24 protein-coding genes and 2 pseudogenes are annotated in these 24,624 nt (G+C 35.0%); 6 read left to right on the forward strand and 20 right to left on the reverse strand.

All coding sequences use genetic code 11. The features are described 5' to 3' along the window. Positions 1–118: 118 nt before the first annotated feature. Positions 119–412, reverse strand: a complete 294-nt coding sequence (locus LRP83_RS01235; RefSeq protein ID WP_230494841.1) for a hypothetical protein — start codon at positions 410–412, stop codon at positions 119–121. 489 nt (positions 413–901) lie between these two features. Then, entirely contained in the window at positions 902–1,801 is a 900-nt protein-coding gene (locus LRP83_RS01240) for a helix-turn-helix domain-containing protein (protein ID WP_230494842.1), read from the reverse strand. 464 nt (positions 1,802–2,265) lie between these two features. On the opposite strand from LRP83_RS01240, the gene LRP83_RS01245 reads away from it, so the two are divergent. From LRP83_RS01245 to LRP83_RS01255, 3 genes are all read left to right on the forward strand, one after another. After that, positions 2,266–2,784 carry a competence protein ComK gene (locus LRP83_RS01245; RefSeq protein ID WP_230494843.1) on the forward strand — a complete coding sequence of 173 codons (519 nt, stop codon included), beginning with the start codon at positions 2,266–2,268 and terminating at the stop codon, positions 2,782–2,784. 63 nt (positions 2,785–2,847) lie between these two features. Next, on the forward strand, positions 2,848–3,105 hold the full coding sequence (locus LRP83_RS01250) for a helix-turn-helix domain-containing protein (RefSeq protein ID WP_230494844.1): 258 nt from the start codon (positions 2,848–2,850) through the stop codon (positions 3,103–3,105). Positions 3,106–3,124: 19 nt separating this feature from the next. Continuing rightward, complete coding sequence (locus LRP83_RS01255) at positions 3,125–3,427, forward strand: hypothetical protein (protein ID WP_230494845.1); 303 nt, start codon at positions 3,125–3,127, stop codon at positions 3,425–3,427. A gap of 180 nt (positions 3,428–3,607) precedes the next feature. On the opposite strand, the pseudogene LRP83_RS01260 reads toward LRP83_RS01255, so the two are convergent. Next, positions 3,608–3,853, reverse strand: a pseudogene (locus LRP83_RS01260) (conserved phage C-terminal domain-containing protein). Positions 3,854–3,999: 146 nt separating this feature from the next. Beyond that, complete coding sequence (locus LRP83_RS01265; protein WP_230494846.1) at positions 4,000–4,332, reverse strand: hypothetical protein; 333 nt, start codon at positions 4,330–4,332, stop codon at positions 4,000–4,002. Between the two features lie 545 nt (positions 4,333–4,877). On the opposite strand from LRP83_RS01265, the gene LRP83_RS01270 reads away from it, so the two are divergent. Then, on the forward strand, positions 4,878–5,147 hold the full coding sequence (locus LRP83_RS01270; protein ID WP_230494847.1) for a helix-turn-helix domain-containing protein: 270 nt from the start codon (positions 4,878–4,880) through the stop codon (positions 5,145–5,147). A gap of 300 nt (positions 5,148–5,447) precedes the next feature. Here the strand turns inward: LRP83_RS01270 and LRP83_RS01275 are convergent, their stop codons facing one another. The 14 genes from LRP83_RS01275 to LRP83_RS01340 form a co-directional block, all read right to left on the reverse strand. Continuing rightward, a complete protein-coding gene (locus tag LRP83_RS01275) occupies positions 5,448–5,591 on the reverse strand; it encodes a hypothetical protein (RefSeq protein WP_230494848.1) in 144 nt (47 codons plus the stop codon). An 83-nt stretch (positions 5,592–5,674) separates the two neighbouring features. After that, on the reverse strand, positions 5,675–5,854 hold the full coding sequence (locus LRP83_RS01280; RefSeq protein ID WP_354002318.1) for a hypothetical protein: 180 nt from the start codon (positions 5,852–5,854) through the stop codon (positions 5,675–5,677). A gap of 10 nt (positions 5,855–5,864) precedes the next feature. After that, on the reverse strand, positions 5,865–6,149 hold the full coding sequence (locus LRP83_RS01285; protein ID WP_230494849.1) for a hypothetical protein: 285 nt from the start codon (positions 6,147–6,149) through the stop codon (positions 5,865–5,867). Between the two features lie 293 nt (positions 6,150–6,442). Beyond that, positions 6,443–7,318: a hypothetical protein gene (locus LRP83_RS01290; protein WP_230494850.1), complete on the reverse strand. Its 876-nt coding sequence runs from the start codon at positions 7,316–7,318 to the stop codon at positions 6,443–6,445. Positions 7,319–7,371: 53 nt separating this feature from the next. Continuing rightward, positions 7,372–7,593: a hypothetical protein gene (locus LRP83_RS01295; RefSeq protein WP_230494851.1), complete on the reverse strand. Its 222-nt coding sequence runs from the start codon at positions 7,591–7,593 to the stop codon at positions 7,372–7,374. Positions 7,594–7,619: 26 nt separating this feature from the next. After that, on the reverse strand, positions 7,620–8,408 hold the full coding sequence (locus tag LRP83_RS01300) for an MPN domain-containing protein (RefSeq protein WP_230494852.1): 789 nt from the start codon (positions 8,406–8,408) through the stop codon (positions 7,620–7,622). A 520-nt stretch (positions 8,409–8,928) separates the two neighbouring features. Beyond that, positions 8,929–9,198: a hypothetical protein gene (locus LRP83_RS01305; protein ID WP_230494853.1), complete on the reverse strand. Its 270-nt coding sequence runs from the start codon at positions 9,196–9,198 to the stop codon at positions 8,929–8,931. Between the two features lie 4 nt (positions 9,199–9,202). Further along, positions 9,203–10,378 carry a hypothetical protein gene (locus LRP83_RS01310; RefSeq protein WP_230494854.1) on the reverse strand — a complete coding sequence of 392 codons (1,176 nt, stop codon included), beginning with the start codon at positions 10,376–10,378 and terminating at the stop codon, positions 9,203–9,205. Between the two features lie 2 nt (positions 10,379–10,380). Continuing rightward, entirely contained in the window at positions 10,381–11,610 is a 1,230-nt protein-coding gene (locus LRP83_RS01315; RefSeq protein ID WP_230494855.1) for a hypothetical protein, read from the reverse strand. Between the two features lie 12 nt (positions 11,611–11,622). Further along, positions 11,623–14,034, reverse strand: coding sequence for a dynamin family protein (locus tag LRP83_RS01320; RefSeq protein WP_230494856.1), 2,412 nt, complete (start codon positions 14,032–14,034; stop codon positions 11,623–11,625). 13 nt (positions 14,035–14,047) lie between these two features. Next, entirely contained in the window at positions 14,048–16,420 is a 2,373-nt protein-coding gene (locus LRP83_RS01325; protein ID WP_230494857.1) for a dynamin family protein, read from the reverse strand. A 13-nt stretch (positions 16,421–16,433) separates the two neighbouring features. Further along, the gene (locus LRP83_RS01330; protein ID WP_230494858.1) at positions 16,434–18,728 is read right to left on the reverse strand and encodes a dynamin family protein; all 2,295 of its coding nucleotides are present in this window, start codon (positions 18,726–18,728) and stop codon (positions 16,434–16,436) included. 832 nt (positions 18,729–19,560) lie between these two features. Next, on the reverse strand, positions 19,561–20,148 hold the full coding sequence (locus LRP83_RS01335; RefSeq protein ID WP_230494859.1) for a hypothetical protein: 588 nt from the start codon (positions 20,146–20,148) through the stop codon (positions 19,561–19,563). A gap of 5 nt (positions 20,149–20,153) precedes the next feature. Then, positions 20,154–20,327 (reverse strand): hypothetical protein, encoded by a 174-nt coding sequence (locus LRP83_RS01340; protein WP_230494860.1) that lies wholly within the window; start codon positions 20,325–20,327, stop codon positions 20,154–20,156. Between the two features lie 425 nt (positions 20,328–20,752). On the opposite strand from LRP83_RS01340, the gene LRP83_RS01345 reads away from it, so the two are divergent. Then, on the forward strand, positions 20,753–20,938 hold the full coding sequence (locus LRP83_RS01345; protein WP_230494861.1) for a hypothetical protein: 186 nt from the start codon (positions 20,753–20,755) through the stop codon (positions 20,936–20,938). A 188-nt stretch (positions 20,939–21,126) separates the two neighbouring features. Continuing rightward, positions 21,127–21,294, forward strand: a pseudogene (locus LRP83_RS01350) (transposase domain-containing protein); the annotation flags it as partial. A gap of 133 nt (positions 21,295–21,427) precedes the next feature. Here the strand turns inward: LRP83_RS01350 and LRP83_RS01355 are convergent. Both LRP83_RS01355 and LRP83_RS01360 read right to left on the reverse strand, forming a co-directional pair. Then, entirely contained in the window at positions 21,428–22,582 is a 1,155-nt protein-coding gene (locus LRP83_RS01355) for an acyltransferase family protein (RefSeq protein WP_230494862.1), read from the reverse strand. A 449-nt stretch (positions 22,583–23,031) separates the two neighbouring features. Further along, positions 23,032–24,471 carry a lipopolysaccharide biosynthesis protein gene (locus LRP83_RS01360; RefSeq protein ID WP_230494863.1) on the reverse strand — a complete coding sequence of 480 codons (1,440 nt, stop codon included), beginning with the start codon at positions 24,469–24,471 and terminating at the stop codon, positions 23,032–23,034. Positions 24,472–24,624 lie beyond the last annotated feature (153 nt).

Below are 24,624 nucleotides of genomic sequence, written 5' to 3' on the forward strand. Positions count from 1 at the left end.
TGCTTCTGAGACTCCCTCTCCATAAAGTTCTTTGTAACTTCCATATGTACAAAATGCCCTTTATGTCTTTTCGTAGTACCCGACACCAAATTTGTAAAAACTAAAAAACCAAAGAGTTTTAACCCTCTGGTAATTTGTCTTGTGTTATTGGGTAAAGCTTTTCAATTACCTTTTGAAAACCAAAGATTAACAACGCATCAGCAAAGATTAATAGGAAAAAATTAATGGATTTCACTTTTAATTCAAAAATATCAAACCTTTTTAATAAAGCTTTTATTGGAAAAGCATAGATCAAATCTGCAATAAAATTTATTAGTGCATATAAAAGGAACTTCCCTTTGGATAAGTAAAAAAACCATACTGTTATTACCACATAAGGTCCAAATAAGAGCAAAAAAGCAGTATGAGTCATATTCTTTTGACCCCCTTTTACTTTCCACAATTTATGAGTAGTAAAATAAAAAATCTCGCACATAAGGGTCATAGAGGAAAACAAGATAACTGGGAGATATTTAACGAATAATTTCTTTTTATTTGGAAGAAAAAATACAGATAACCAAGAAATTAAAAACACGAAAACTTTAATGCATACTTGTACCATTTTATCACCCTTTAGTTTTTACATATTTTGTGAAAAAATTGAAATTTTATTCAAAAATAAAAAGTTAATGATACACAATACGATTTAATGTACAAAGGAAAGAAGTGTGACAAGTTCTGTTATAAGCACTTGTTGTGTGAAATACAGGAGATAAAGACCAACCCTATTTTTAAATAGCAATTTTCAATCAAACGTTTGATTGAATTCAAATTCCATCTGCGGTTTTATTGAATTATTTTCACCCTTACAAAATTCTACAGTTTTCGCACTTTCTATTAAAATAATAGTGATACCTGTCCCCTAAAACCCCATCAACCAGTCCCCCACCTCATTAAGAAATGCCTTTGCTGCATAACTCTCCCCTCCCGACCGCTTCCTATCCTCCCTCGTCACTCCCACATACCCAGGACGAATCTCGTCCTGCACCAACTTAACCACATAATTTACCACAGAATAAACGGGCTGATGCGCCAACCTTTTTCTAAATTTCCGCAAGGCTCCCAAATATGCATTCATGATGACAGGTGCCATGATCCCCTCATTCTTCTCAAGTACACGTTCCGTAATTTCACCAGCAACTTCTCTTGAAAATCCATTATGTACTAGATATCCAACTAATTCCTGACAGTGATCCTCTTTAATAGGATGACTATGAAGCTTATATTTCTCACACGCACGTTTATATATATTTTCTTCTTCTTTAGTTTCAAAAGAGCTTTCAAGAGCTTTATAAGAGCTTAAAGGACGTTTGTCATCCACGTTATCCCATTCAAACCCAACAGTTTCATAGTCTCCCATCACATCCACCGCTCCGACATTTCTCTCCTCAACTCCTACAATCTCCTCATCATCTATAGGCAACTCTCCCTCAAACCGCTGCAGCACATAATACGAATGTCCATTTAATCCATTCGATCGTTTGGTGTGATAGATTTTGACCACACCATTTTCTTTTAAAAAATGCAGCCCTCTCTCAACGGTTTTGACAGATACACTAGCCAACTCAGCCAGCTTCTCCTGCTTTAACCAGCACACTCCCGCTACCTTGCAGGCATATTTCTTGATCAGGTGAAAGATCACGTCATAGCTTTTAGTAAGTCTATTCTTAATGAGTAAGTATTGTAGATTCATATGTTCATTCATTTCCTCTACGCTTGAGAAGGTCTTTAATTTTAGTGCAATGGGAGGGATATAAGTCACGATTCATTTCTCCTTTTGGGCCGACTTGGTATCCCTACGATACAATCTTTAACGAAACAATTCGAATGTCGTTATTTCATTTAAGAATCGCTTTTTTGCACGAAATGAACAAAAAATGCGTTTTATTTTCCAATAAGGAGCCGTTTTTGTTCATTTAGAAAAATTAAATCTCATTTTCACTCCACACAAATTATTCCATTTCGTACGAAATTTGTCATTTATTGTTGGCTATAGACGGCAGTTCGACTAACCATTTCATATTTTAATAATCATATAAGGTAAATGAAACCCACACTCCTTCCTTCTGCAACCATTTACTTTACACTTCCTAACAAAAATAGATCCCTATCATCACACACATCAAGTTCCAATCCATAAGCAAAAGACATTAATCGGAGGTAAAAATATGTGAGCAAAAATCAAGAACGACACCTGATTATAAAATTTTAAAGGAGCTGATTCATTTGTTTATCGTAAGTGATTATATTATCCAGCCACAATTGCTTTATCTATTTGGTGAATTAGATCGAAACGGCAAGCCTTGCACCATTATTGTGGAAGAGGATCGTTCGTTTATAGTGGATAAGTGTCCACTGCAGGTTCTGAAGGATTCCATTCACTATGTGGGCTCTGATTTTAAAGGTTCGTTAGCTAGTGCAAGGAAAACCACTGGTAGAAGTAGGATGACCCCGATGATGGTGAATTTCATATTGAACATTTGCGTATTCCCTGACCGTGCCTACAAGAATGAATATTGTGTTTGGATTAATTCGAATCAAATTATAGACACGCAACCATTGGATGGACAAACCGTGATTGAATTTAGTAATGGGAGTTTCTTTATTGTCAATTCAAGACTTACTCCATTTAGAGCAAAGGTACAACTAGCCGAACAATATAGAAAAACCAACTATGAAAGAGGAAAACGACCGATATCCTTCATACTCGATCCTAAAAAAAGACCGCTAAAAAAGCGAGAATAGCGAGCATTTATTATAGTCAAGAAAAACAGTGAATTACGAGAATGTTAAAGAAGGAGAATGCATTTGAATAAGAAAGAAGGAATATACATCGGAGAAATCATTAAAAGATGGAGAAGATTAAAGGGCATTTCTCAAGAAGAGCTAGCAGTTAGAAGTAGAATCGACCGCTCCTATATTAGTGAGTTAGAAAGAAATCAAAGCAGCCCATCCATATTCACTGTACTAAAATTGGCCAAAGGCTTTGGGACTTGTCCTGGCCAATTCTTAGCCGAAATACATAGGGAATTAGATTTTGACCAGATCTTTGAGCAACTAGTGTAATTTGTTTGGAGGTGAAGTAATGAAATACTTTGTACTAACAGTCGCAATCGATGAGCAATCTTCCTTTTCTCATGAGTACTATATTAAAGGCCAAGAGCTAGATGAGGTTGTTAGGTTAATGAGCAAATATTCGAATGGAATACTATCAACGAATAAATTTAACTTATGCACTCAAAACATTAAATTTGGCTATGTTAGAGAAATTAATTTACAGGATGTTCCTCACATAGATTCAAGCGAATTTGCATTAATAAACGAGAGAAAAAGCTATGATTTATCGGAACTTACCTATTATCTCTTGAAATTTAGTAATCTAAGTTAAAAAAACAAAAAAAATTTCCTTCTAACACCTGTTTTGTTGGCTGGAGACGGTGGCTCATTATTCCTCCCAATTATCTAGTTGTATTAAAAAGGAGAATTATGTTGAAGATAACAACGCCATGTCTCAATCTAAAAGGGAGTCTCGAGTATCAATCCCGAGACTCCCTTTATTCATTCGCTTTTATTCCACCAAGCCAAAATCCTCTTCCCGATTAACCAACTTTCGTTTCTGATTCAAATAAGACTCGAAATTTGACCCAAATAAGGTGATTGGTCTCAAGAACTTACTCCACTCGGGATCATTTAGCCATTCAGAGGCTTTAATATTTAAAACCTTTTAAAAATCTACTAAGGTAAACCCTTCCTCCCATCTCGCCTGAATGAGCTCTTTGGTTTTCTTCGTACCCTTGCGATAATTAGAACTCATTCTTGTATTTAAGTAGTCAATGATTTCCGAATAGGGAATTCAAGATCTGTTTCTCTAAGATCATATCTAATGAATCCATTTCATCCCCCTTTTGGAACGTTACTATGTCTGGTTGGCTTGTCGACTGCTGCTCAGGGATTAGGAAGTTATCCACTCTCATATTCTTGAAGCCTCTCATAATTAATCCTATACCACTTCGTTTTATCTAACTTCGATTCGTTCCAGTTGGCCGAGATTAAGATTCCTAGATCTTCAAGAGATTTAATGGCTCGTTTGATTGTACTTTCTGACCAAAACGGGACTTCCTTTTGCCAATCCTTATAGGAACAGTATATCCATTTCTTCCCCTCTTTCACATTATTACTAGAACTCAACCAAAACTGTACCTTCTGCAACATCACCGCTTCCGTCAGGCCTACCTTCACTGTAAAAGACCAACTAATTAGTAACGGGTAATCCATCATTAATAACATGTTCATCCTTTTATCCCTCCATTTTAAAGTTGATAGGATCAAAATGCCTTCTGTATCCATGCAAAGGAGGTTTTCCATTGGCCAATTTGCTCTCTCACATTCTATATCCGGTAAATCCTAGCAATAGGACAGGCTATTTTAAAAAGATACAGGAGTAAACTCACCATTTAGAGTCAGTATTCACAACTAGAGAGGAGCTAGGAACCCACTAAGACCTTTCACCTGATTCAAATCAAAGCGAAGGGAGGTTCTGACACTAGGTAAGTATTGTACAACCCCAGAAAAACAGCCGCCAAATCAAATTAAACAATTGAAAAAGGGCAATTCCCCCCCCTATACCTCTACACATGTATAAAAGGAACCAAACTCATCCATAAATCTATGCCATGTATCTGATATGTACAAAGCTATATTTGCCGCTACCCTGGGACAAGGTACCTGTCCCCTTGTACCATCCTAAATAAACTTTCACTTTAAACTCTTTTGTCGGCTATAGCAGGTGGAGCCACTTACCTTCTAATTGTGTAATTGTCTTAAAAAGGGGTTTTATCTTGAAAGAAGACAAAATCATTTACATAGCAGCTGCTTTAAAAAGAGTAAGAAAACAGATGGGCATAACTCAGGAGAGTGTAGCAGGAAAGGGTAGAATCAATAGAGGATACTTAAGCGATCTTGAAGGAGATAAGAATAATCCAACAATTGATATGATGTTTCAAGTTGCATATGGATTGGGGATTGAACCTTATGAGCTCGTAAGACAAATCCAAGAGGACAATGCTGATTATCCTAGTAAAATCGATAACATGGAACCAAAAGAATAATGCAACGAAATAATACATTGTGCCATTAAAGTTAAATCTCAGAGGAACTTTGTGCTATATATTAGGGGACGGAGGGTATTCTCTCCTCCCCTTTATTTTTACCTATTTCGGTAAGTTTAGATAAAATAAATTCGAGACTCCTTCTTTTATCTTCAACTACAAACAAACTCCCATTTGACATGGATAAAATGCTGTTTTTGTCTTTTGCTGGATCCAGACACCATAGCCAGGTACCGGACGGACAACCATTTCATGAGATTTGATCAAAGAAAGTACTTGAAGCCCATATTTCCAAATACCTTATTTCATATCAATAATAACTGGTTCATCATTTTTCTTAAAAATTGACTCATCGATAAAAAGTTTTAGTGCAACATTTCCAATTATATTGGTTGATACAGCATCTACAGTACCACCAACTATTCCCCCAACTAAAGGGACCATTTTCTCTAAGTTTTATTAAACCTTTTTCACTGGACTTTGTTAACAGTCGGAATACAACTGCTTGATTAATTTTTTTAATTACTTCAAACGGTATTTTTTTTTCCAGCCACCCCAAGTTTTTTACCTATTTGAATTCCAGCATCTTTTAAAATATCTTTTGCCCCACTACCTGCTAAACATGCATAAACAAAAGATTTCACTTGATCATCTATAAGGTCATAACCACCCATATAAGCAATAACTGCTACCATTCTAATTTGCACTAGGATCACACTAGCTATATTTGCAGGTATGGCAACGGGTAATGTAACGAATCCCCCTAAACCCGTTAAAAAACCACTTGTTGCACTTTTGTATTCTGCAGCGTATTAAACTATTAACTTTGTCTTCTAGTAAGCCATCCTTTTTAATATAGCTTTCAGCTAACTCTATAGCAGTATCCATATAAGGAATACCACCATTAATTGCTTTATCATAAGACCAATCTAAAGCTTTTATAATTGTTTCTTGAGTTATTGATTTTTTTGTTCTGTCATTTAATTCACCAATCCCATTCATTTACATACATGGAAAAAATATACTAAATATTGTAATTTCAATACCGTTAAATAGTATTGTTTTTTCTGAATAGGAAAAAGGTTTAATAACAGATGGAGTTAATACTAAGAACAAAAAAACAGGTAGAAAGTTTAATAAACTCTCTGCCTGCTTTATCGTTTACTCTATTACATTACTGTCACTCATATCCCATACTGTATTTTCCACAGGTACAAATCAGCATTTATGTCTTTTGTCGGAACCGGACACCTATCCCCTTTTTTGGTATCTTATGTAATATTTAAACAAATTCCTCAAAGGTTTGGAAAAAGCTTTTTTAATTCGTTTAAGATTTCATTTCCCATAAAGTCTAATGAGTCTTTCTTTGCATATTCTCCATGGCTTTTTCCCTTTTCATCTGCACCCCCACCTAAACCAATAAACTGCTCTGATGGTTTAAAGTGTAGTCCAACCACTGGAACCTTTAGTCTTGAGTGAAAACCTAGTTGATATTTTGAATTAGGAAATTGAGAAACTACTTTAGGGGAATCGAGATATATTCCATGTTCTAAATTAGTAAACCTTTTACAATGCTCTTTCCCTAAGATAATTATCAGTGACGGTTCTAAGAAATCCAAGGTATCTTTTAGAAATTGATTCGCAAAATCTGAATCAAGTAGCTCTTTTCTTGAAGGGATTTTACCCATTTGACTTTTTGTAGCAATCGGGAAAAAGTCGGTATGAACAACATTTTTATAATTCTTAAAATTATATAAGGAACCACCCATACCATTTAAAAAACCTTCTAATTTTGCTCCTTTTGGTTTACCAAACCAATTACGATATGTAGTTTTTCTACTAAAATATGAATTATAAAGTTGAATAGATGATTCTAACTGACTATCATCATTTGCATAATCCACCAAATTAACACCTTGTTCCCTAACAAAGAACCTTGCATTCTCTCCTATAAGTAAATGGTTATCCCTATCTAAAAACTCCCTTGTTGATGGGTTAGTTGCTATTGTAACCCAGTTGTTTTTCATAGTGTTACCAAACCATACAACTGGAGTTGACCTTTCAATTATCTCAGATGAAATAGAAGTACTTAATAATTTATCCTGGAATAATGATGCACGAATTACTAAAGATTTTGCCTCTTTAATTTTTATTGGTTGCAAATTAACCATACAATTGCCCCCTCTAATTTCGCATTTATTCTTAATTTGTCGCTATTATTGATTTAACTATTAGTTAAGAGATAAGTTAAACGTTCTTTATTAAAAGCCCAAGATTCTAGGATTTTATCTAATCCCCCTTGTGCTGCCCCACTCTTCCACAAATAATTTTCTTGTGTTACCTTTCCTATCATCAATAACTGAGTTGTCATTCCACCCAATTGATTATCGACTTCAACTATCCCTTTTATCAGTTCCGGATACCCGATTTTAGAGATAAAGGCCACTCACATTCATTTTATTTGATCAAATCCTATCTAATTAACTTATTCATATGATACCTGATATTGTCTTCGCTATTTTTTTTGTTTTGTTCCGTTCTCAGATTAAATTCTAATTTGCGGAGTCGGTAGGTATCCTCTGCCTGCAAATCTTTCAGCATAATTTTTTCCTCATTAAGCATACACAGTAAGTCAGCCTCTGAAGACTCCAAATCGATATCTTTCAAAGAATTCCCTGTAAATTGATAAGCACGAATTTCAAACTGGTATCTTTGAAAATTGCCCATAAGGTAAGTTGTTTTATAACCCAGCTCTTTAGTTTTTGGAAAGCTGTGAGGATCCCTTGAATCATGATTGTAGAGGAATTCATAACCATTGCCTTCATAGAAGTCCAGAGTTAATGGATTTTCATTTTCTCCTCCTCGTGTAATTGCAATTATAATTTCATAAGGGTATTTTGTGTGTAGAGAATATGCTACATCCGCATTACTAGGACATGCCCAGTCTTCAAAATACTCATCATAAGGATGACTATGATAGGTTCCTAAAAAATTTGAAGTAGAGAATAATTGCCTAGACGTCTTTATCGCTGCGTCCACTTTTGGATTCGATTTAATTGAATCTTTTGCTCGCTTTTCAACACTTCCTACTGGAAATACATAGTCACACTCAACAAAGTCTCCTTTATTCATCCCAAATAATAGTCCACTAGATTCATAATGCACCTTTTTAACGTTCTCTGGGAAGTATTGAATAGCATCTAAAATAATCGTAGAAAAAGTATTTTGAATTAATTCGATATAATTTTTTTGTTCAGTCATAATGATCCTCCTTATGTATCGCACCTCCCCTATGAATGATTTTGAAGGAGGTAGTTTAATGGTTTATCATTTCCCTTTAGTACTTTTATTCTACTCTCAAGGTGGATGAGCAAAGTAAAAAATAGAATTTGCACCTTCTTTTTGAACTAGTACCGACAAAAAGATAAAACCGCTGATTTGTGCGTGAAATCTTGCAACGGAAAAATTAGATTGAGGGATTTTCAAATTTAATGCTTTTGAAATTAACCTATTACATTTTATTCCTATTATGTATTATATTTTGCGCGAGGTAAATATGATTTTTCCTTGCATTACCTGACACCTATCCTCTAAGCACTCTCCCATCTTTTTCTTCTCTCTTGTTCCTTTTCCGCCGATACTAAACTACCCGATGTTGGGTAAGAAGATCATTGTAGATGTAACTAAATATATAGAGCCAGAATAAAAAAAGGAAAAAGCCCTAATAACAAGACTCTCCCCTTTCCCAAACAACTATTTAGGCGTTTAGTCAGTACACTCTTCACACCCTAAATTCATCAATCTCCTTTTTCAAAACAACCAACAACCCCAACGCATTTCGATAATTTCCGCTCGATATATTCCTTTTAACACTATTTACACACTCATTCATTGTTTCATAAGTTTCTTGTTTTTTCTTATCATGTAATAAAACATAGGCTAACCGAGCTTTACCCATTTCATTTCCGAATAGTCGGTTAATTTGGTTTTCTAGTGCTTCATTTAACAGGGAGCTAGTTATTAGATTTTTTTGATAGGTAACTTCTTTCATACACTTACCTCAAGATCTTTTCGAGTAATTTAATATCTTTTTCACCTAACGATTTCATTTCGGATTGCATTGTTTGAGTGACTTGGATGGTTTGCTTAAGGGAATCGTCTAAGCCTTTTAGAACGGATCCGAAATTCTGGAAGGTCCGCTCTGTCTCTAATTGACTTTTGCTTACGGAAAGGACCATTTCCTCAATCGTGTCTTTGACTTCTTCGAGAATGATTGTGGTTTCTTGATTTTGCTCTTTGCTTTTTTCGTTTAAGGCATTTAGTTTATCACTAAATAATTCCTCTAATCCTTCTTTCAGTTCATTCTGGTATTCTTCTAATTTTTGATGGTGTTCATCTTGAGCCTTTTTCATTAATAAGACTAATTGGCTTTGAGAATGCTGAATCGTTGTGATTTCTTGGATCGCTTTTTCATATTTTCCAAGGTTTGAATCACTTGCATCCACCATGGCTGTTAAGGATTCCTTAATAGTTTGCTCCGCATTTAAAAGCAATTCATGCTGTTCTTTCACTTTCGTATCAAATAAGTCATGCATTTTTGACGTAAAGGCTGTAAAATCGGTCGTTATTTGCTTATGATAAGCTTCTGTATTAACCGCAACCTGCTTAGTTTCATCAATAAAGTAAATGAGCTTAGCGAGGACATTTTCATTATGGTTCTGTAACTTTTCAATTTGGTCCTTCTGTTCAAGTAAGTGCAAACGGCTTGTCTCTTGTACGGAAGAAACATTTTGTAGGAGTTCGTTCCTTGATACCTTTTCCGCTTCCAACAGCGCCAAGGATTCCTGATTGGTTTGTTTCCAGACTTTTTGTAGACCTTCCATAGTCTCTTTATGAGTAATGAATAAACTGGATTGCAGCGCTACTTGTGTCTCTTTCCATTCATGTAAGGTTGCTTTCAATCCTTGTTGTTCTTTTTCGGTGAACTGCACTAATTCCGCATTCGTCTTCTCCCACACACTCTGTAATGATTGGTCCGCTTGTTGGGCATGTTGAAGAAGAGTCAATTGAAAGTTTGCTTGTTGCTCCTCCATTTGCTTTCTCCATTCCAATAAACTGGTGAAAAGCTCTCTATATTTCGATTCGTTACTCGAGGTTAGATTTTTGAAACTAATGACTAGTAAAATTGCAATAAGAATAAAACCAAATGCGACAATAATATCGGTGACCATCCTTACATCCCTTCCCTATTCCAAAGACCAAATACATATAGAATATGAGTATTCAGCACTTCAAAAAAATGCATTTCAATAAAACTCGTTAATTTATGTTTTAGTTGTACTTTCACATCTTTTATGGCAGTTGCATATTGGATGGCGTCTAAATGCAAAGTAACATTTTCCGCCATTTCCCGCTCCCTTTTTAGCTCTTTCTTAAAACGGATCCATTCGGATTCTAGTAGTTTTTGTAAATCAGTTTGATAGTTTCCTAGAGGATAGATGGTATCCATCATAAGATCTTGGATGAATAATCTTTTGATAAGTTGAGTGAATTTCTGAAAAATATACTCTTCCATTTGATCCATCCATTGGTCAAAAACCTTCTTCTTTTTTATTTTCTTTAATGCCTGATAATCAAATACTTCCTCAAGCATGATAGGAAGACGTAATTCTACCACAATGTCTAAATAATCCTCCTCAAAGAACCTTTCACACTGTCGCTTATTTTTCTCCACTACTTGATGAATTTCATTCAGAAGCTTTTCTGTATATGGCATTTCCTCTGTCATGAGTAAGCTCAACGTATACGGAGAAAGCAGCCCATGAATGATAGATATGGACTTTCTAAATCCTTCCTTCCGATAAACTTGTTTCGCCACTTCCATCGCTTCTTGAATTGTATCCAAGTCTGTGTAGGCAAAGTTTCGTTGAGATTCGATAAAAGCATAATGAATCTCATTCCTTTGAATTTCGTATTCCTTTTCCAGATGGAGGAGGGCATTGATACTTTCACTTTTCCCATATGGAAAGGCTTCGACCCACACAAATTCGGTTCGTTGATTTCGAAACATAGGGTCCCATATCACAGAATGTAATTCTTTCTCAAGAATGGCAGGGGGTATAACCATCATACTGCCACTTGGCAATTGACTTGGATCAACTGGAACAAAAACAATCTCATCTTCTGTGGCCAAATGAATGTTTTCACAACTCTCCACTTGGTTATTTTCCCTTTTGACATATAACTCATTGGTTATACTTGGGTATAACACATACGTCTTGTCAAACATGATATTCCGCCAAACGTCTTGTAAACAAAAAGAAGGAGAAAGATAGGAACGAACTAGTTCATATCTTTCATTTCCTTTGCACCCTAGAATCACAATACTTCTCAGCTTTGAAAGGACTTGGAGCCAAGTAAAATGATTTTTTACACGCTTTTTCTTTTTTACACTGACTGACATTTAGATATCCCCTCAGTTCACAGCATATGTCTCTAGACTATATTCTTTTAGAAATTGAATATATTCTGTTAGCAACTGCTCTTTTTGTTGGGCTTCCTGTTCCCCCATTTGCTTCAATTCTATTGCTTTATGAAGCTGGTCTCGATAAATGGTAATCTCTTGTTGTAACCGCATCGAAAGGGAAGTTGGAAGTTTCTCTATTAATTCCGCTAAGAATTGTGCTACAAATTCTGATTGCTGGTGTAATAACCCATCAACTGCTTCCTCAAACTGGCTGACTAATTGTCTTCGATAAGATTCTATTTGCTTCCTTTTTGTTTCTTGCATGAAATGATCTCTTTCCCTCTGCACTTCCTGCTGAATCCGCAGTTGGTTACGTTTTTCAATTTCCTTTTCTTTTTTCAATCGTTCTTCTTTCGTATTAATTAGATTTAATTGTTGTAAACGGGTTAATTCCTCTAGTTTTGCTGCTTCATATTTAGCTGAGAGTTCCCTTTCTACTGCTTGATATTGTTGGCGATATTCATCGTCTTCCACATGCTTAGTAGGTCCATCGATAACTTCACCGACTTTTCGGAACCAGAATTCAACGGTTACCATATCTAATAACCCTGGTGTTTTTTGAGCGATCTCATTGTTTCTTATTTTTTCTTGAACGGTCTTTGCCATATAAAGGGCATCTTTCACCTTATCAATCGTTTTGGCCGTTTTCGTTGCCTTTTCGGCAATTTTAGCAGCATCAGTGGCAATTTTTATCACTTTAGTTGATTTAGAAATCGCCCCGGCGCCTTTTGCTACTAGACCAGCTCCCTTTGCTACAGCCGTCCCCGGGACAAATAATAAGGCCAAATCTAACCCCATCCCAAGCTTTCCTAACACCTCTTGTATATTAGAGGTTCGGACTTGTTTATAACGGGATTGATACCCACCTAACGTTCTTTTCTCTCTATCCACTTCATTTTTTTGTTGTGAAATAATCGCCATTTCCACTTTCAGCTGTTCCCGATCTTCTTTAAGCTGTTGAAGTTGCTCCTGCAAATCCTCATTTCCTTCAGCCTGGTCGAAATATTCTTCGAGAAAGGCAGCATCTTCAAAAATATCCTCTATACTTGGGATATCGATAGTTAATTTCATAGATAATGCTTGTTTACCTTCTACTTGACGCTCCACATCTGCAAGGAGCTCATTTGATTCAACGGTCATTCCACGAAAAAATTGATTGACATTGTCTTTTACGATACGATCTGCTTCTTTTGTCACCTCATCTATGAAAGTTCGAGATAACTGTCTTCCCACTTCTTGAAGACTTTGAAGAGATGATTGCTCCTGAAGGCTATTTTCAAATTTCTTCTTAGTCTTATGAAAGCCACTCTCCAACTGGGAATAAATTTGCTTCTCTACTTCGGTAAATTGGGAATGAATTCGGTCAAATTGAGTGGCTAACTTTCCTTCTAAAATAGAAATTTGTCTTTCTAATTCTTGAACCCGTTCTTCTAAAACAATCAAATCCACTTGCTTAAGCTCTTCCAACTGGTGTTTTCTATCTTCCAATTCTTGAAGCATTTCGGTAGCGATTAACAACAAACGGGTTTGAATACTAGTTGCTTTCACTTGTTCTACTTGACTAGCAAGATGGTGTGATAGATGCTGATACAACGTATTCATACGAGTTTTCCATTCAGGATAGGCTAAGAAATCAAGTTCGTTGGTAACTCCAAGTAATTTCGGTTCTTTACCTAGCCATTTTTTTAATTGTAAATGATCCTTTTGAAGGACATCTTCTACGAATTCTCCTTCTGAAGATTTTACTTCATCCAATCGAGTACGGACAAAAATCATCTCAATTCCCAACTGGTCAATTTGCCGAATGATGGTAAGGTCTGAGTCAGTTAAACTTTTTCCAAGCACATAAAGAATGGCATTGGCTTGTGGAAGTAAGGCTTGCGTACGATTCTCATGTGTTTGTAGTAAAGTATTTAATCCCGGAGTATCCACAAAGACTAGGCCGTTCTGTAATAATGGGTGCTGAATGTGAACATGTATAGAATCCACATCCAGTTCTGAAATAGGGATATCCAGAATTTCAGTTAAACTTTTTTGATCAGAAAAAGTTTGTTGGCTTAGCTTCAGTAGCTGCTCTAAGCTAATGGGATAACGGATACCTTCTACTGTAATGAGATAGGCACTTTCCTCTTCTCCATAAGAAATATACGTAGAGAAAGCTGTCGTTTCACTCAACATCGTCGGGAGAATCTTCCTTCCGAACAGGTTGTTTAGTAAATTGGATTTCCCTGCTGAAAATTGACCTATGAGAGGGACGTATACAGCTGTTTTCTCATTCATTTTCTGTAGTACTTCTACTTGCTTTACTAATTGTGCATTTTGTAAATACAAGGCAATATTATTGAAAACCTCAAAACTCATCTGGTCTCCTCCATTACGATATAGTGGCTGTCACGCTAGATGTTTGAATGGAATCGGTTGTCAGACTTTGGATTTCCATTTCTAAAGAAACCACTTCGCTTAATAGCTCGATGACATCCGACTTTTCTTCTTCGAAAGCCGTAATTTTCTTCTGTATTTCTGCGGCTGAGGATTTTAAGGTATCAGCCAACTCCTGTAATTCCTTTTCCTTATCCAAAATCTGTTTGCGAATTTTTGCATCTACTACGTTGATGACAATCTCCGTTAATTCCTTCCGTTTCTTTCCTAATGAGTTCTTAAAGGTTTCTTCCCCTTGTTTCGTTAACTCCGATATGTAATCGCCCATTTGGTGCTTCACTTTCAACAGCGCTCGGCGATTCTTTTTCTGGAATTCTTCTTTAAATTGCTGCTCATAAGATTCTCTTTTTTGTCGAATAGCTTCCTTTTGGCGCTCAATTTGTTGACGTTCATACTCTAATACCTCTGGTGATTTTTCCACTTTACTTTCTAGATCTTCCATTTGCTTCTTAATACTATCTTCACTTTGCAGAATCGCATTTCGATAAGATTCACGTTCTGCTTCATAGCTTTTGACAAGGGAGTCATCCATGACTTTCTTTTGGGTTTGTACATTCTTCTTTCCGATAAATAAATCAGCAGTCCAGCCCAATATACCACCACGGCCTTGTTTCGTATCTTCAAATTCCGTATAGTAGTTTACAGCAGGTCTTGCTCCAAGTGCTTGGATGTAAAACATTTCCTTCTCTTTTAAACCTTCTAATCTTCTTTCCAGGGCTTCCTTGTCCGAACGAATGAGCTCTGCTTGGATAAAATCCTTTTGAACCCTTTCAATTTCTCCATCAAATTTAGCAAGCTCCGCCTCAATGGCTCTTCTTTGTTCTTCAAATTTATCTAACCCAACATGGAATTGCGTCGCGTCAAAAACAAATTCCTCTGGTTTAGGAACAGTCATTTTTTCTAAAATAGAGTGACTTTCTTGTACTTTAGATTGGACCTGTTCCATAAAGCTTACATACTGTAATCTCATTGTGTCTTCAAATTCAGTCATGAAGGTATCAAAGGCGTTTTTCATCATTCCATCAAAATCACGACTCGCTCGATTTTGAATCTCGTCAAATTCATACTCAACATCGTCCAATTCTGTCCAATTCTCAATCCTTCTGGCATAACGTTGTTGGATGTTTTGAGCTCCAGACTTCAACTGGTTTATGGAGTCGCTTAGTTTTTCTTTCAGTACCCCATCAATGCCTTGTTTACTTTTTTGCATTTCACCTTCCAGCTTTTCAATTTCTTCTTGTAAAAAATTCATTTGAGCCTCAACCTCTTGTGCATCCTCTAATGTAGTGAGATTAAAGATCTGGTTTTCGATATCCGTGCGGCGATCCAATAAGGCACTTTTCACTTTTTCAACAGGTGCAAGCATCTCTTGTTGTGCTTTCTCACCTTGGGTAATAAACTTCCATAGGCGATTTTTGAATGGCTCGATACGAGAAGCATCTAAGTATCTGGCACGGTCTTGAGGGGAATGGTCTCGCTTACCTGTATTATCGGGATATTCTAAATTTTGAGTACTATTAGCAACTAGGGCAGGATAAGCAGCTACCGGCCAAATTTCTGGAATGGCACTGCCTTCAAATTGCTTAGCATAATCTCGTTTTAAGCGATCAACTACTTCCTCTACTGTTTCTTCGTCTTTTTTGATTTTATCGATTTGGTTCAACACGAGAATAATAGTATTGAATTTCTTTGTGAGTTTGCTTAAGACTTCAAAGTCTGATTTTTTTCCTGGTTGGGTAGAGTTGAACATGAAAATACAAGCATGTGACTTTTCAATTTGATGTTCCGTTACTTCCTGATGACCTTCTGCTACTCCATTTAATCCAGGGCTATCAACGAGCATAACTCCTTTTTCAAGAAAAGGAGAATCTAAGAATAGATTCACATACTCTACTTCATTCACAACATCAGTGGTGCTAGAGGTCGACACATACTTTTCAATATCCTTTTGCGTAGCATCCCCATATGCCACTCCCTTAGATTGATCTTTAAAAACAACCTCCAAACCGCGTCCATTTAGAGATTTATTTGTATGCTTCAAGTAGTTAATGGTGGCTGTTGTCTCACTGGTAAAGGATGGCAAATATTTTTCACCCATTAATGCATTCAGAAAAGTCGATTTTCCGGCACTAAACTCCCCTACCACTACAATGACAAATTCCCCATTTTGCACATTTTGATATAAGGATTCGAAGGACTTAACCTTGTCGTCATTTCCTATCTTTTCAAAATAAGCTCTAGTTCGTTCCAATAGACCTAATAGATTGTTTTTGCGTCCTTCAAATGCTTGTATTTCTAAAGTTTCCATAGACTGACACTCCTTAAACATGTACCTCTTCTTTAAAAAAGCTCGAAATTTCCTTGATAGCGTTTTGAATAGTTCTCTCTAGTTTTTCATCAAAATCATGATTGGCTCTTTGTAATAATAGCTGTAGCTTTTGGCGATACTTATTCTCTGAATCGATGTAATACTTTTGAGTCGATTTTTTGATTTTCATTATGTTGGATTGAATATTTTGGATGAGTAATTCTTCAAACTCATGAAGGACAATTTCATCCATATGGGTACGAACTAGATTCAATAAGTCCCGTTTTTGTATTTCAAAATACTCACGTTTGTTCTTTTCATAGATTTCTCTTCTAAGTTTTTCAAGGTGCTGCACTTCCTTTGCATACTCATCCAGTTTACGATTGACTTGGTCTAATTTGTGGCTGTTTTCAACCTTATTACGAGAAAGTCGTCGTTGTTTCTCTTCATAATCCTCTTGTTTCTTTTGGATATCTGAAATTTGTTGGTTATATTCTCTCTCTATTTTTTCTTTATTGGCCTTCCATTTACGCTGTTCGCTATCGTCTGTTACTCTTACAGTATATTTTTCCGTTTTGGTTTCACTGAACAGTCTAAACGGGCTCCACTTTGCCCTTTCCACTTCTCGATAACGTTTTTCATCATAACGATAGACATCCGGCATAGAACCTAAATGACTTATTTTACGGTTTTTCTCTTGGATGCTTTCATTTTCTTTTCTAACTAGATTCTGAGATTCAGCTTTAATCTTATTTAATTCATTTTCCGAGTTAGCCTTCTCTACAGTAAAAGCCCTAGAATCTTCAACCGCTTTCTTTTCTTTTTGCTTAATCGACTTTAATTGATTAACGATATCAAGACTATCAAACTCAGCCTCTTTCATAGCAAATTGAAAATTTAATTTTTGATTCGATTGGACAACAATGGTAGGGTGGAATTTCCGAATTCGTAAAATGGCCCCTTGGTAAACCTCTTCTAAAAAATCTTTTAAAACCCCTTCATAGGAATTTCGGAGTTCAATAATCTTTTGGGTGAGTTCCTTTTGATATTCATGGTTCTCAACTTTTGACTTAAAAAGGTCCAATTGCTGGTAAGTCAATTTTCGTATTTCTATTTCAAAGTCCTCTCGTATCATGGTAAGGTCTTGTTGTACCTTTTCTCTAAATATCTTTACAAGATCATTTTCACGACTTCCGATATAGTCTTCGGTTATCTGCCAATTTTTCACCGATCTGGATGTTAATCGCTCGATTCGCCTTTCTACTTCGAGACGATCCTCTTGATCAATCTTAGCTGCATTCAGCTTGGATAACTCTTGTAATTCTTCTACTAAGTCTGTTATCAATTGTTGAATACTTCGGTCCATACTATCTTTGAAGATCTTCTCTTTCTCTTGTAAAATGACGTCTTTCCAGAGATAGTCTTCTAGCTCGGTGAATTGGGAATCTATCATCAGCTGAGCTCGTTTCATTTCATCCACATCAATTTCATCATGAGCATAGACTCTCTTCAAATTGGTGTCTTTAGCCACTAATGCTTTTAATGCAGAAACCCCAAACAATGGAAAAGGAGGCTGTACTCCAGCTTTCTCTAACTCTTTCTGAAGCTGCTTTACTTTCTTTTCAACGCTTTCACCTTCTTCACTCTTCAGTTCATCAATGAAGTTCATGACAAAGATAAATTTCTGTTGGTACTGTTCTAAAAGATTCAGTAACCTTATGTTCGTTTGAGATAACCCACGGATATGGAATAGGAAAATACTCGCATGGGCCTTTTGAATCTCAGATAACGTTAAACTGTAATGCCCCTCTGCCATCCCGTTTAATCCAGGAGTATCGACGAATACAATCGGTTCATTTGTATAAGGGAAATTTAAATAAATATGTACTGCGCCTATTTCTTCTACCACATTAAAGTCCTTTGACATCGTCGTTACATATTGTTTGAGAGCCTCAGGATTACTATCAATATCGAGAGTAATGGGTTTTTTTGTCGAATCTGAAAACTCAATAACCATCTTATTGACAAGCGGATGGGTCGGTCCAACATTTCGAATATAGGTCACAGAGGCTGTCGTTTCTCGCAAAGCGTGAGGTAGAACGTCTTCACCCATTAATGCATTCAGAAAAGTCGATTTTCCGGCACTAAACTCCCCTACTATGGTAATTCGAAATTCTTGTTGATCCAGTTGCTTCTTCATATATTGAGCCCGTTTTCTAAAAATGGCAAACTCAGGTTTTTGAAGGAAATTATGATTTTCTATTTTTGTTAATTTGTGTATATATGTAACCTGATTTTTATCAATCAATGAAAATCGCACCTCCAAATTAATGAAATTCGCGTGGGTAAAAATACTCAGTCCCTGATTAACTCAGTACTGCCACTTCCTATATTTTCATTATGCTATATGGTACATGAAAAAATTGTCGAAAATAAGTAAATAATAGAAAAAAAGATAGATTTTTGTACTTTAATGTCATTTTTTGCACTGTTTATCTTTTTTCGTTGTCTAACACCAGAAACTCCTCAAAAATAAACAACAAAAAAGCAGTTAACACTATTAAAATGGTTAACTACCTTCCAAGATAATTTACTCATTATGCCTATCACCCAGATTCCAGTAGAAGCATGAAACGGCCACCTTGCTTCCGTTCTAATAATCACTACCCTCATGGAAATAATAGACCCGGCTATTTCCTCTTTCAGTTAATATGTCCAATTATTTGAACATGTATTGCCTCAATTTCCGGTTAATTAACACTACTGTTTACTATCGAGGTATAGGTTTTTAGCCCCCTAACACTACCATATCTTTTGTCGGTACCGGATACCCTATTTCAAATTAACGAGCAAAAATTGTGTCATTCTACTTGACGGTCACACCGTAATCATAAGGGAGTAAAAATAATATATTGTATTAGAGATGTGGATTATTTTGTTTTATCCGCCATGGGTTCATGATCACCAACTAAACGAAGATTTCGGATTATAAAATATAAAGAGGAAGTCTCAAAAACATATGTTTTTGAGACTTCCTCTTTATTAAAGTATAATGTACTTTCCACACGGAAAAATTGTCCATTTTGTCTTTTGATGGTGTCAGGCACCATAGCCCTATTGGTCTGCAAATATTTATGGTGTTAAAATTCTCTATCAATTGTACTTCTAGCTATACTTTTTTTAGGTTTCAATCTTGAATCATGTAGTACTTTTTCAATAGGTAACGGTGATCTAAAGTCAGATAAACTATTTTTTATTAATATACTAGAGGCCAATTCATCTGACTCGTATACAAGATTCCTAAGAGTTTCCTTTGTTTGACTTTCTTGTAATCGTTCAATTGTAGAATCCATTCTCTTTAAAGTGGATAGTAACTTCGTATGTTTTTGTTTACTAGTCTCAAGCTCATGTGACAATTCATCTATCTTAGTTAGAGCATCAGCAAATTCTTTAGAGTTAATTATTATTCCAATTTGTTCATAAGCCTCGTTTACTTCTTCTACTCTTTTATCTACTTGTTCAGCCAACAACTCATACTTTTCTTTAACTTTTTCAGCATTCCTTAAACTTTTGCTTATTCTACGATTGATAAAGAAACTAAGCCCAATCAAAATCGCAAAAATTAACCCTATGGTTTCAAGTATAGTGCTAATATTCCCTTCTAATAGCCCTATTCTGTCGTCCTTTATAGCAATCAGACTATCGAACATTTCCTTTTCTAATTCCAATCCCTTTATATAGACGATGATTGCTCTTTAATTTCATTTTTCATTTCTTTGTTTTCCAGAGTAAGTTTTTCTATTTGATCTTCAATAGGAACCTTTTTTAAAGCTGCCGAAGCATCAACAGGAGTAACCAAAACCGAAATAAACAATAATACAGCTAGTAAACTATAAAGTTTCTTCATAAATAACTTCCTTCCTATATCTTTAACTAATAGAAATAATAACATAGAAGATAGATTAAGGATTATTTATTAGAATCAATATTTTACACATTTAGAAATACATACCGGAGTGAAATTAACTATTTTGGAAACATTACAGTAAACACAGAACCGGTGCATAAAAATGAGATGGAAGTTAATTGAGTGTGTAAGGGAATTTAAGCATGTACGACTGGAGGATAAGCGGGCATGAGGGTAATATAGCTAACACAGCTTTCTAAAAAATACATTTCGACATAGTTTGCTAGAATCCTTCTAAGATAAAAAATTTTTCACACTCATATGCATGGCGAATCACACAAAGGGAGTTGAATTAATCAACTCCCTTTTTAACCCATACTACCCATTAACCGAAGTGTATTTTCCATGCGAACAAACTCACAGTTTTGTCTTTTGTCGGTACCGGACACCCGATTCCGTTTTGGTCAGCGAGGGAAATTCCCATCGAGATTATCTCGCCAGTTGCGATAATAGAAATGTTGCTTTCTGCACCGGTAAACGCATCAGCCCTCTCGATTTGGCATTTCGGAGCTCAATCCCTTCAGCCACACGGCTTACAGCCCATCATCTAACTGTCTACGCTTAAAGGCAACGGTTACCCATTACCCTCCAAGACTCGCCACGAGTGAGTGGCTAACTTTTTCTCGGTGGGAATCCCACCCAGTATATGTTGCAACCTAAGCTCGGTCGCTCTACCGGACACCCGATTTTAACGGTGGCTCGAAACTCCGCAGAGCTGGCTTATTACGTCCGCAATATTCAAGAGACAGCAAAAGAAAATGGATTAAACCCATATTATTATCTTCGCTATCTATTCGAGGTTCTTCCCAACATGGATATTAAAGATGAAAGTGCCATTGATAAAGTACTACCCTGGTCAACAACCCTACCAATCTACTGTAGAGTGTTTAACCGATTATCTAAATAATAACTTGATCCCCATCTACGGAGTAGGTGGGGATTATTTTACGCTTACACAAAGTTCGTTGTACTTTCCACATGTACAAAATGCCCCTTTTGTCTTTTGATGCCTGACACCCAAAGTTCAACAATTTCAAATGCTATGCTGATTTCTTAAATACTTTTTGTTTTTCTGTAAGTTGTGATGCAATTTTTCTACCCAATGTTATAGAAGGTTTTTCAATTAGATAATAAGAAATAGTCGAAATACCTATAGATACAAATAGTGAACACATTAATATTATCCAAGTTGATAGAGAATCATGCAGTATATGAAGTAAGCTTAAAAGTACTAATCCATGAAATAAATAAAGACTATAAGAAATTTCCCCTAGAAAGTGAACCGGTTTAAATAACAACAGTATTTTAGTTACTTTAGAAAATAAGGAGTAGATAATAAAAATAGCCGCTCCTAAAGTAATTACCCAGTCATTTATGACTTCTAAGTGAAGTATTTTTATATCGTAAAAGAACCACCAGCTATAAGTATAACAAAGTATTCCTGCTATTAATGCCAATCCATGTACCGGTCTAGATAATTTTGAGTATTGTGTAGCTAAACAATCTTTGTGCTTTGCCATTAGTGAACCAATTACAAACATAAAAAGATATTGCAAACTAAACAGGAAATCACTTAACAGAAAATGCAATCCTGCTTGTTTCCCCACGAAACCTAGGAAGGATAGCAAGGCAGCTGTTAATACGCTTACTTTCCAATCTAAACGATTAATGAAGAAAATTATTATAGGAAAGATTATTGAAATCCTCATCTCATGTACTAAAGACCATAACGCAGGATTATATTCGTTTCCTGAGTAACTAGGAAGAAATATTAAGGATACATAGCCAATAATCATTTTTAAGGATATTTGATCATCCCATCTTACATTTATCCATTCACTCAAACCTGTCAGGTTTCCATTGTAAAGTACAACGCATCCAGCCAATGAAAAAACAACTGCTATAATATAAGGTAAATAGATTCTACATATGCGCTTAGTTAAAAACGTGATATAATCTACACTTTTTCCACTATAAAAAGGTAATGAAAGGACAAACCCACTCAAAATAAAGAACAATATTACTGCTTCATGACCAGACCAAAGAAGATGTAACGGAGTGAATTTAAAAAACCAAAAGTCGTTGTTAATATTGTTCAGATAATCTAATGCTGGATATATCAATAAAAAATGGCAAAAAACAACTGATAAAGCTGCTAAACCTCTAAGCGAGTCTAACTCTTCATAACGTCTCATAGAAGATTGTCTCCTTAATAACTTGTTTAAGTATTATATTGCTGCCCATGATAATGCAACAATCTCAAGTGTAATTGCGGATATGGGTTAATAAGAACAAATTCCCTAGCTTGTCATTATAATATCTAAATAAAGGTTGATAATTAATGCTTTTATATAATAGGAATATATCCCTTTTTTGGAGGGAGTTACTACCGAATCACCACTACCTTTAATCCGGCGAAACGGATAACAGATACTATACACTTTAAAGAGTCACTATCTTAATCCAATTCCGGTCGAAAATACTTAAATTATTATTAAACTTTGAAATTTCTAACTGTAACAAGTTATCTTTTTCTCTTATTCGAACATAGGTCTATTTTAAAGGTTTCTTTTTTAGTACTATCATTTTATTACATCTTTTAGTGAATTGATTATTACCTAGCAATTATTTAACTCATAATAGATCAAGCATTTCTTCTTTTAAGTATTTTTTTTACTAAAATCATATTTCCAGTTAATTTTAATCCTAATAAATAGAGCAATAAACTTAATAATCCTTTAAAAATAAAAAGAATTGGCAGGGAATATTGTAATTTTAATAAGTTAATAATTAATAATGGAACTAAGAGTATTAAAGAAATAACTATAGGTGAAATTAATATTTTATAAAATTCTATTTGCCTTGTTTTAAACAATTTATTCATCAAAAAATAATTCGCTATGATAAAATTAACAGATAATGATATTACAATAAGAGCCGCAACATATTCTATTCTCCCAGTCCACACACCAATAACAATACACAATATATTTTGAGCTGTATTTACTATTCCAGTCTTTAACAATAGGTCAGTTCGATTAGCAGATTGAAATATTGAACCTGTACTACTTAAAATCATTTGTATCCAAATTGATATAGCTAGAATTTGAAACGGTACTACACTTTCTGCCCATTGAGGACCAAATATTATATATATTATTTCTTTTGAAGAAAAGTATAGAAATACAGTAAGTGGCATTCCCACTATTGCTAATAACTTTGAGATAGTTATATAAGTTTTTTTAATTATTTCTTTTTGATCTTCATATTCAGACATAATGGGTTGAATAACCGATGTAATAACACCAGTTAGCATTTGATTTGGATACAGTGATAACATGTATGCTTTGTCATAAAAAGCTAAAGCTTTTAAAGATATGAATTTTCCAATTAAAATATTATCTAAATTTCTTGAAAAATAGTTAATTAAATTGAATAGAAACTGATTCCTCGTAAAAGAATATATAACTAATAGATCCACTTTCTTAATGTCAGTAGTTAGCTTAAGATTGGATTTATGGAAAGTAATAATAAACATTGTAAGATTCTTAACGATTGAAGAAATTACCAATGCATAGAAACTAAAATGGTTAAATGCTAGAATAATACCAATAATTCCGGAAATAATGCTAGATATAACTTGAGCAAAATTCACTTTAAGAAATTTTTTTTGTTTTAAATTAATCGAAATAGGTACCATATTTATTCCACTTGTGAATAATGCAATTGACATAACTAGGCATACCCCAAATAAATCAGTATTGTTATAGAACAAAGAAATTGGTTTAGACATAAGAGCAAATAGTATGCTCAATAATATCGATATAAATATTGAAAAACTAAATATACTATTAATCTGATAATTATTTAGTGTCTTATTTTGAATAATAGCTGGCCCTATTCCCATATCTATTAACATATTGAAAAACACCAAACACACATTAATTATAGCAACTACTCCAAATTCACTAGGTGTTAACAACCTTGATAAAATTGCTAATATGAGAAACTGAATTATAGTATTTGAATACTTACCTATGGCACTAATAACAATTCCGTGTTTTAATTCTTCATATAATTTCACTTTTTTCACTCCAAATACTACTTTCTCTTTCTCGAGAAAACAATCAACTATCCAAACTCTCTCTATTTTGGGTGGCCAATAAAACTATAAAAATATTTATTAATTACTATTAATAGGAAATACCTGTAAAATAAATGCAGTAATAATTAATTC

The sequence above is a fragment of the Pseudoneobacillus rhizosphaerae genome (genome assembly GCF_917563885.1).
Classification (GTDB): Bacteria; Bacillota; Bacilli; order Bacillales; family Cytobacillaceae; genus Pseudoneobacillus; species Pseudoneobacillus rhizosphaerae.

Excerpts from the sequence above, each read along its gene's own strand:
- LRP83_RS01235 (WP_230494841.1), bottom strand. The coding sequence starts at position 412 with ATGACTCATACTGCTTTTTTGCTCTTATTTGGACCTTATGTGGTAATA.
- LRP83_RS01275 (WP_230494848.1), bottom strand. The coding sequence starts at position 5,591 with ATGGTCCCTTTAGTTGGGGGAATAGTTGGTGGTACTGTAGATGCTGTA.
- LRP83_RS01320 (WP_230494856.1), bottom strand. The coding sequence starts at position 14,034 with ATGAGTTTTGAGGTTTTCAATAATATTGCCTTGTATTTACAAAATGCA.
- LRP83_RS01305 (WP_230494853.1), bottom strand. The coding sequence starts at position 9,198 with ATGAAAGAAGTTACCTATCAAAAAAATCTAATAACTAGCTCCCTGTTA.
- LRP83_RS01255 (WP_230494845.1), top strand. The coding sequence starts at position 3,125 with ATGAAATACTTTGTACTAACAGTCGCAATCGATGAGCAATCTTCCTTT.
- LRP83_RS01285 (WP_230494849.1), bottom strand. The coding sequence starts at position 6,149 with ATGAATGGGATTGGTGAATTAAATGACAGAACAAAAAAATCAATAACT.
- LRP83_RS01355 (WP_230494862.1), bottom strand. The coding sequence starts at position 22,582 with ATGAGACGTTATGAAGAGTTAGACTCGCTTAGAGGTTTAGCAGCTTTA.
- LRP83_RS01325 (WP_230494857.1), bottom strand. The coding sequence starts at position 16,420 with ATGGAAACTTTAGAAATACAAGCATTTGAAGGACGCAAAAACAATCTA.
- LRP83_RS01265 (WP_230494846.1), bottom strand. The coding sequence starts at position 4,332 with ATGAACATGTTATTAATGATGGATTACCCGTTACTAATTAGTTGGTCT.
- LRP83_RS01340 (WP_230494860.1), bottom strand. The coding sequence starts at position 20,327 with ATGAAGAAACTTTATAGTTTACTAGCTGTATTATTGTTTATTTCGGTT.
- LRP83_RS01300 (WP_230494852.1), bottom strand. The coding sequence starts at position 8,408 with ATGACTGAACAAAAAAATTATATCGAATTAATTCAAAATACTTTTTCT.
- LRP83_RS01315 (WP_230494855.1), bottom strand. The coding sequence starts at position 11,610 with ATGTCAGTCAGTGTAAAAAAGAAAAAGCGTGTAAAAAATCATTTTACT.
- LRP83_RS01290 (WP_230494850.1), bottom strand. The coding sequence starts at position 7,318 with ATGGTTAATTTGCAACCAATAAAAATTAAAGAGGCAAAATCTTTAGTA.
- LRP83_RS01310 (WP_230494854.1), bottom strand. The coding sequence starts at position 10,378 with ATGGTCACCGATATTATTGTCGCATTTGGTTTTATTCTTATTGCAATT.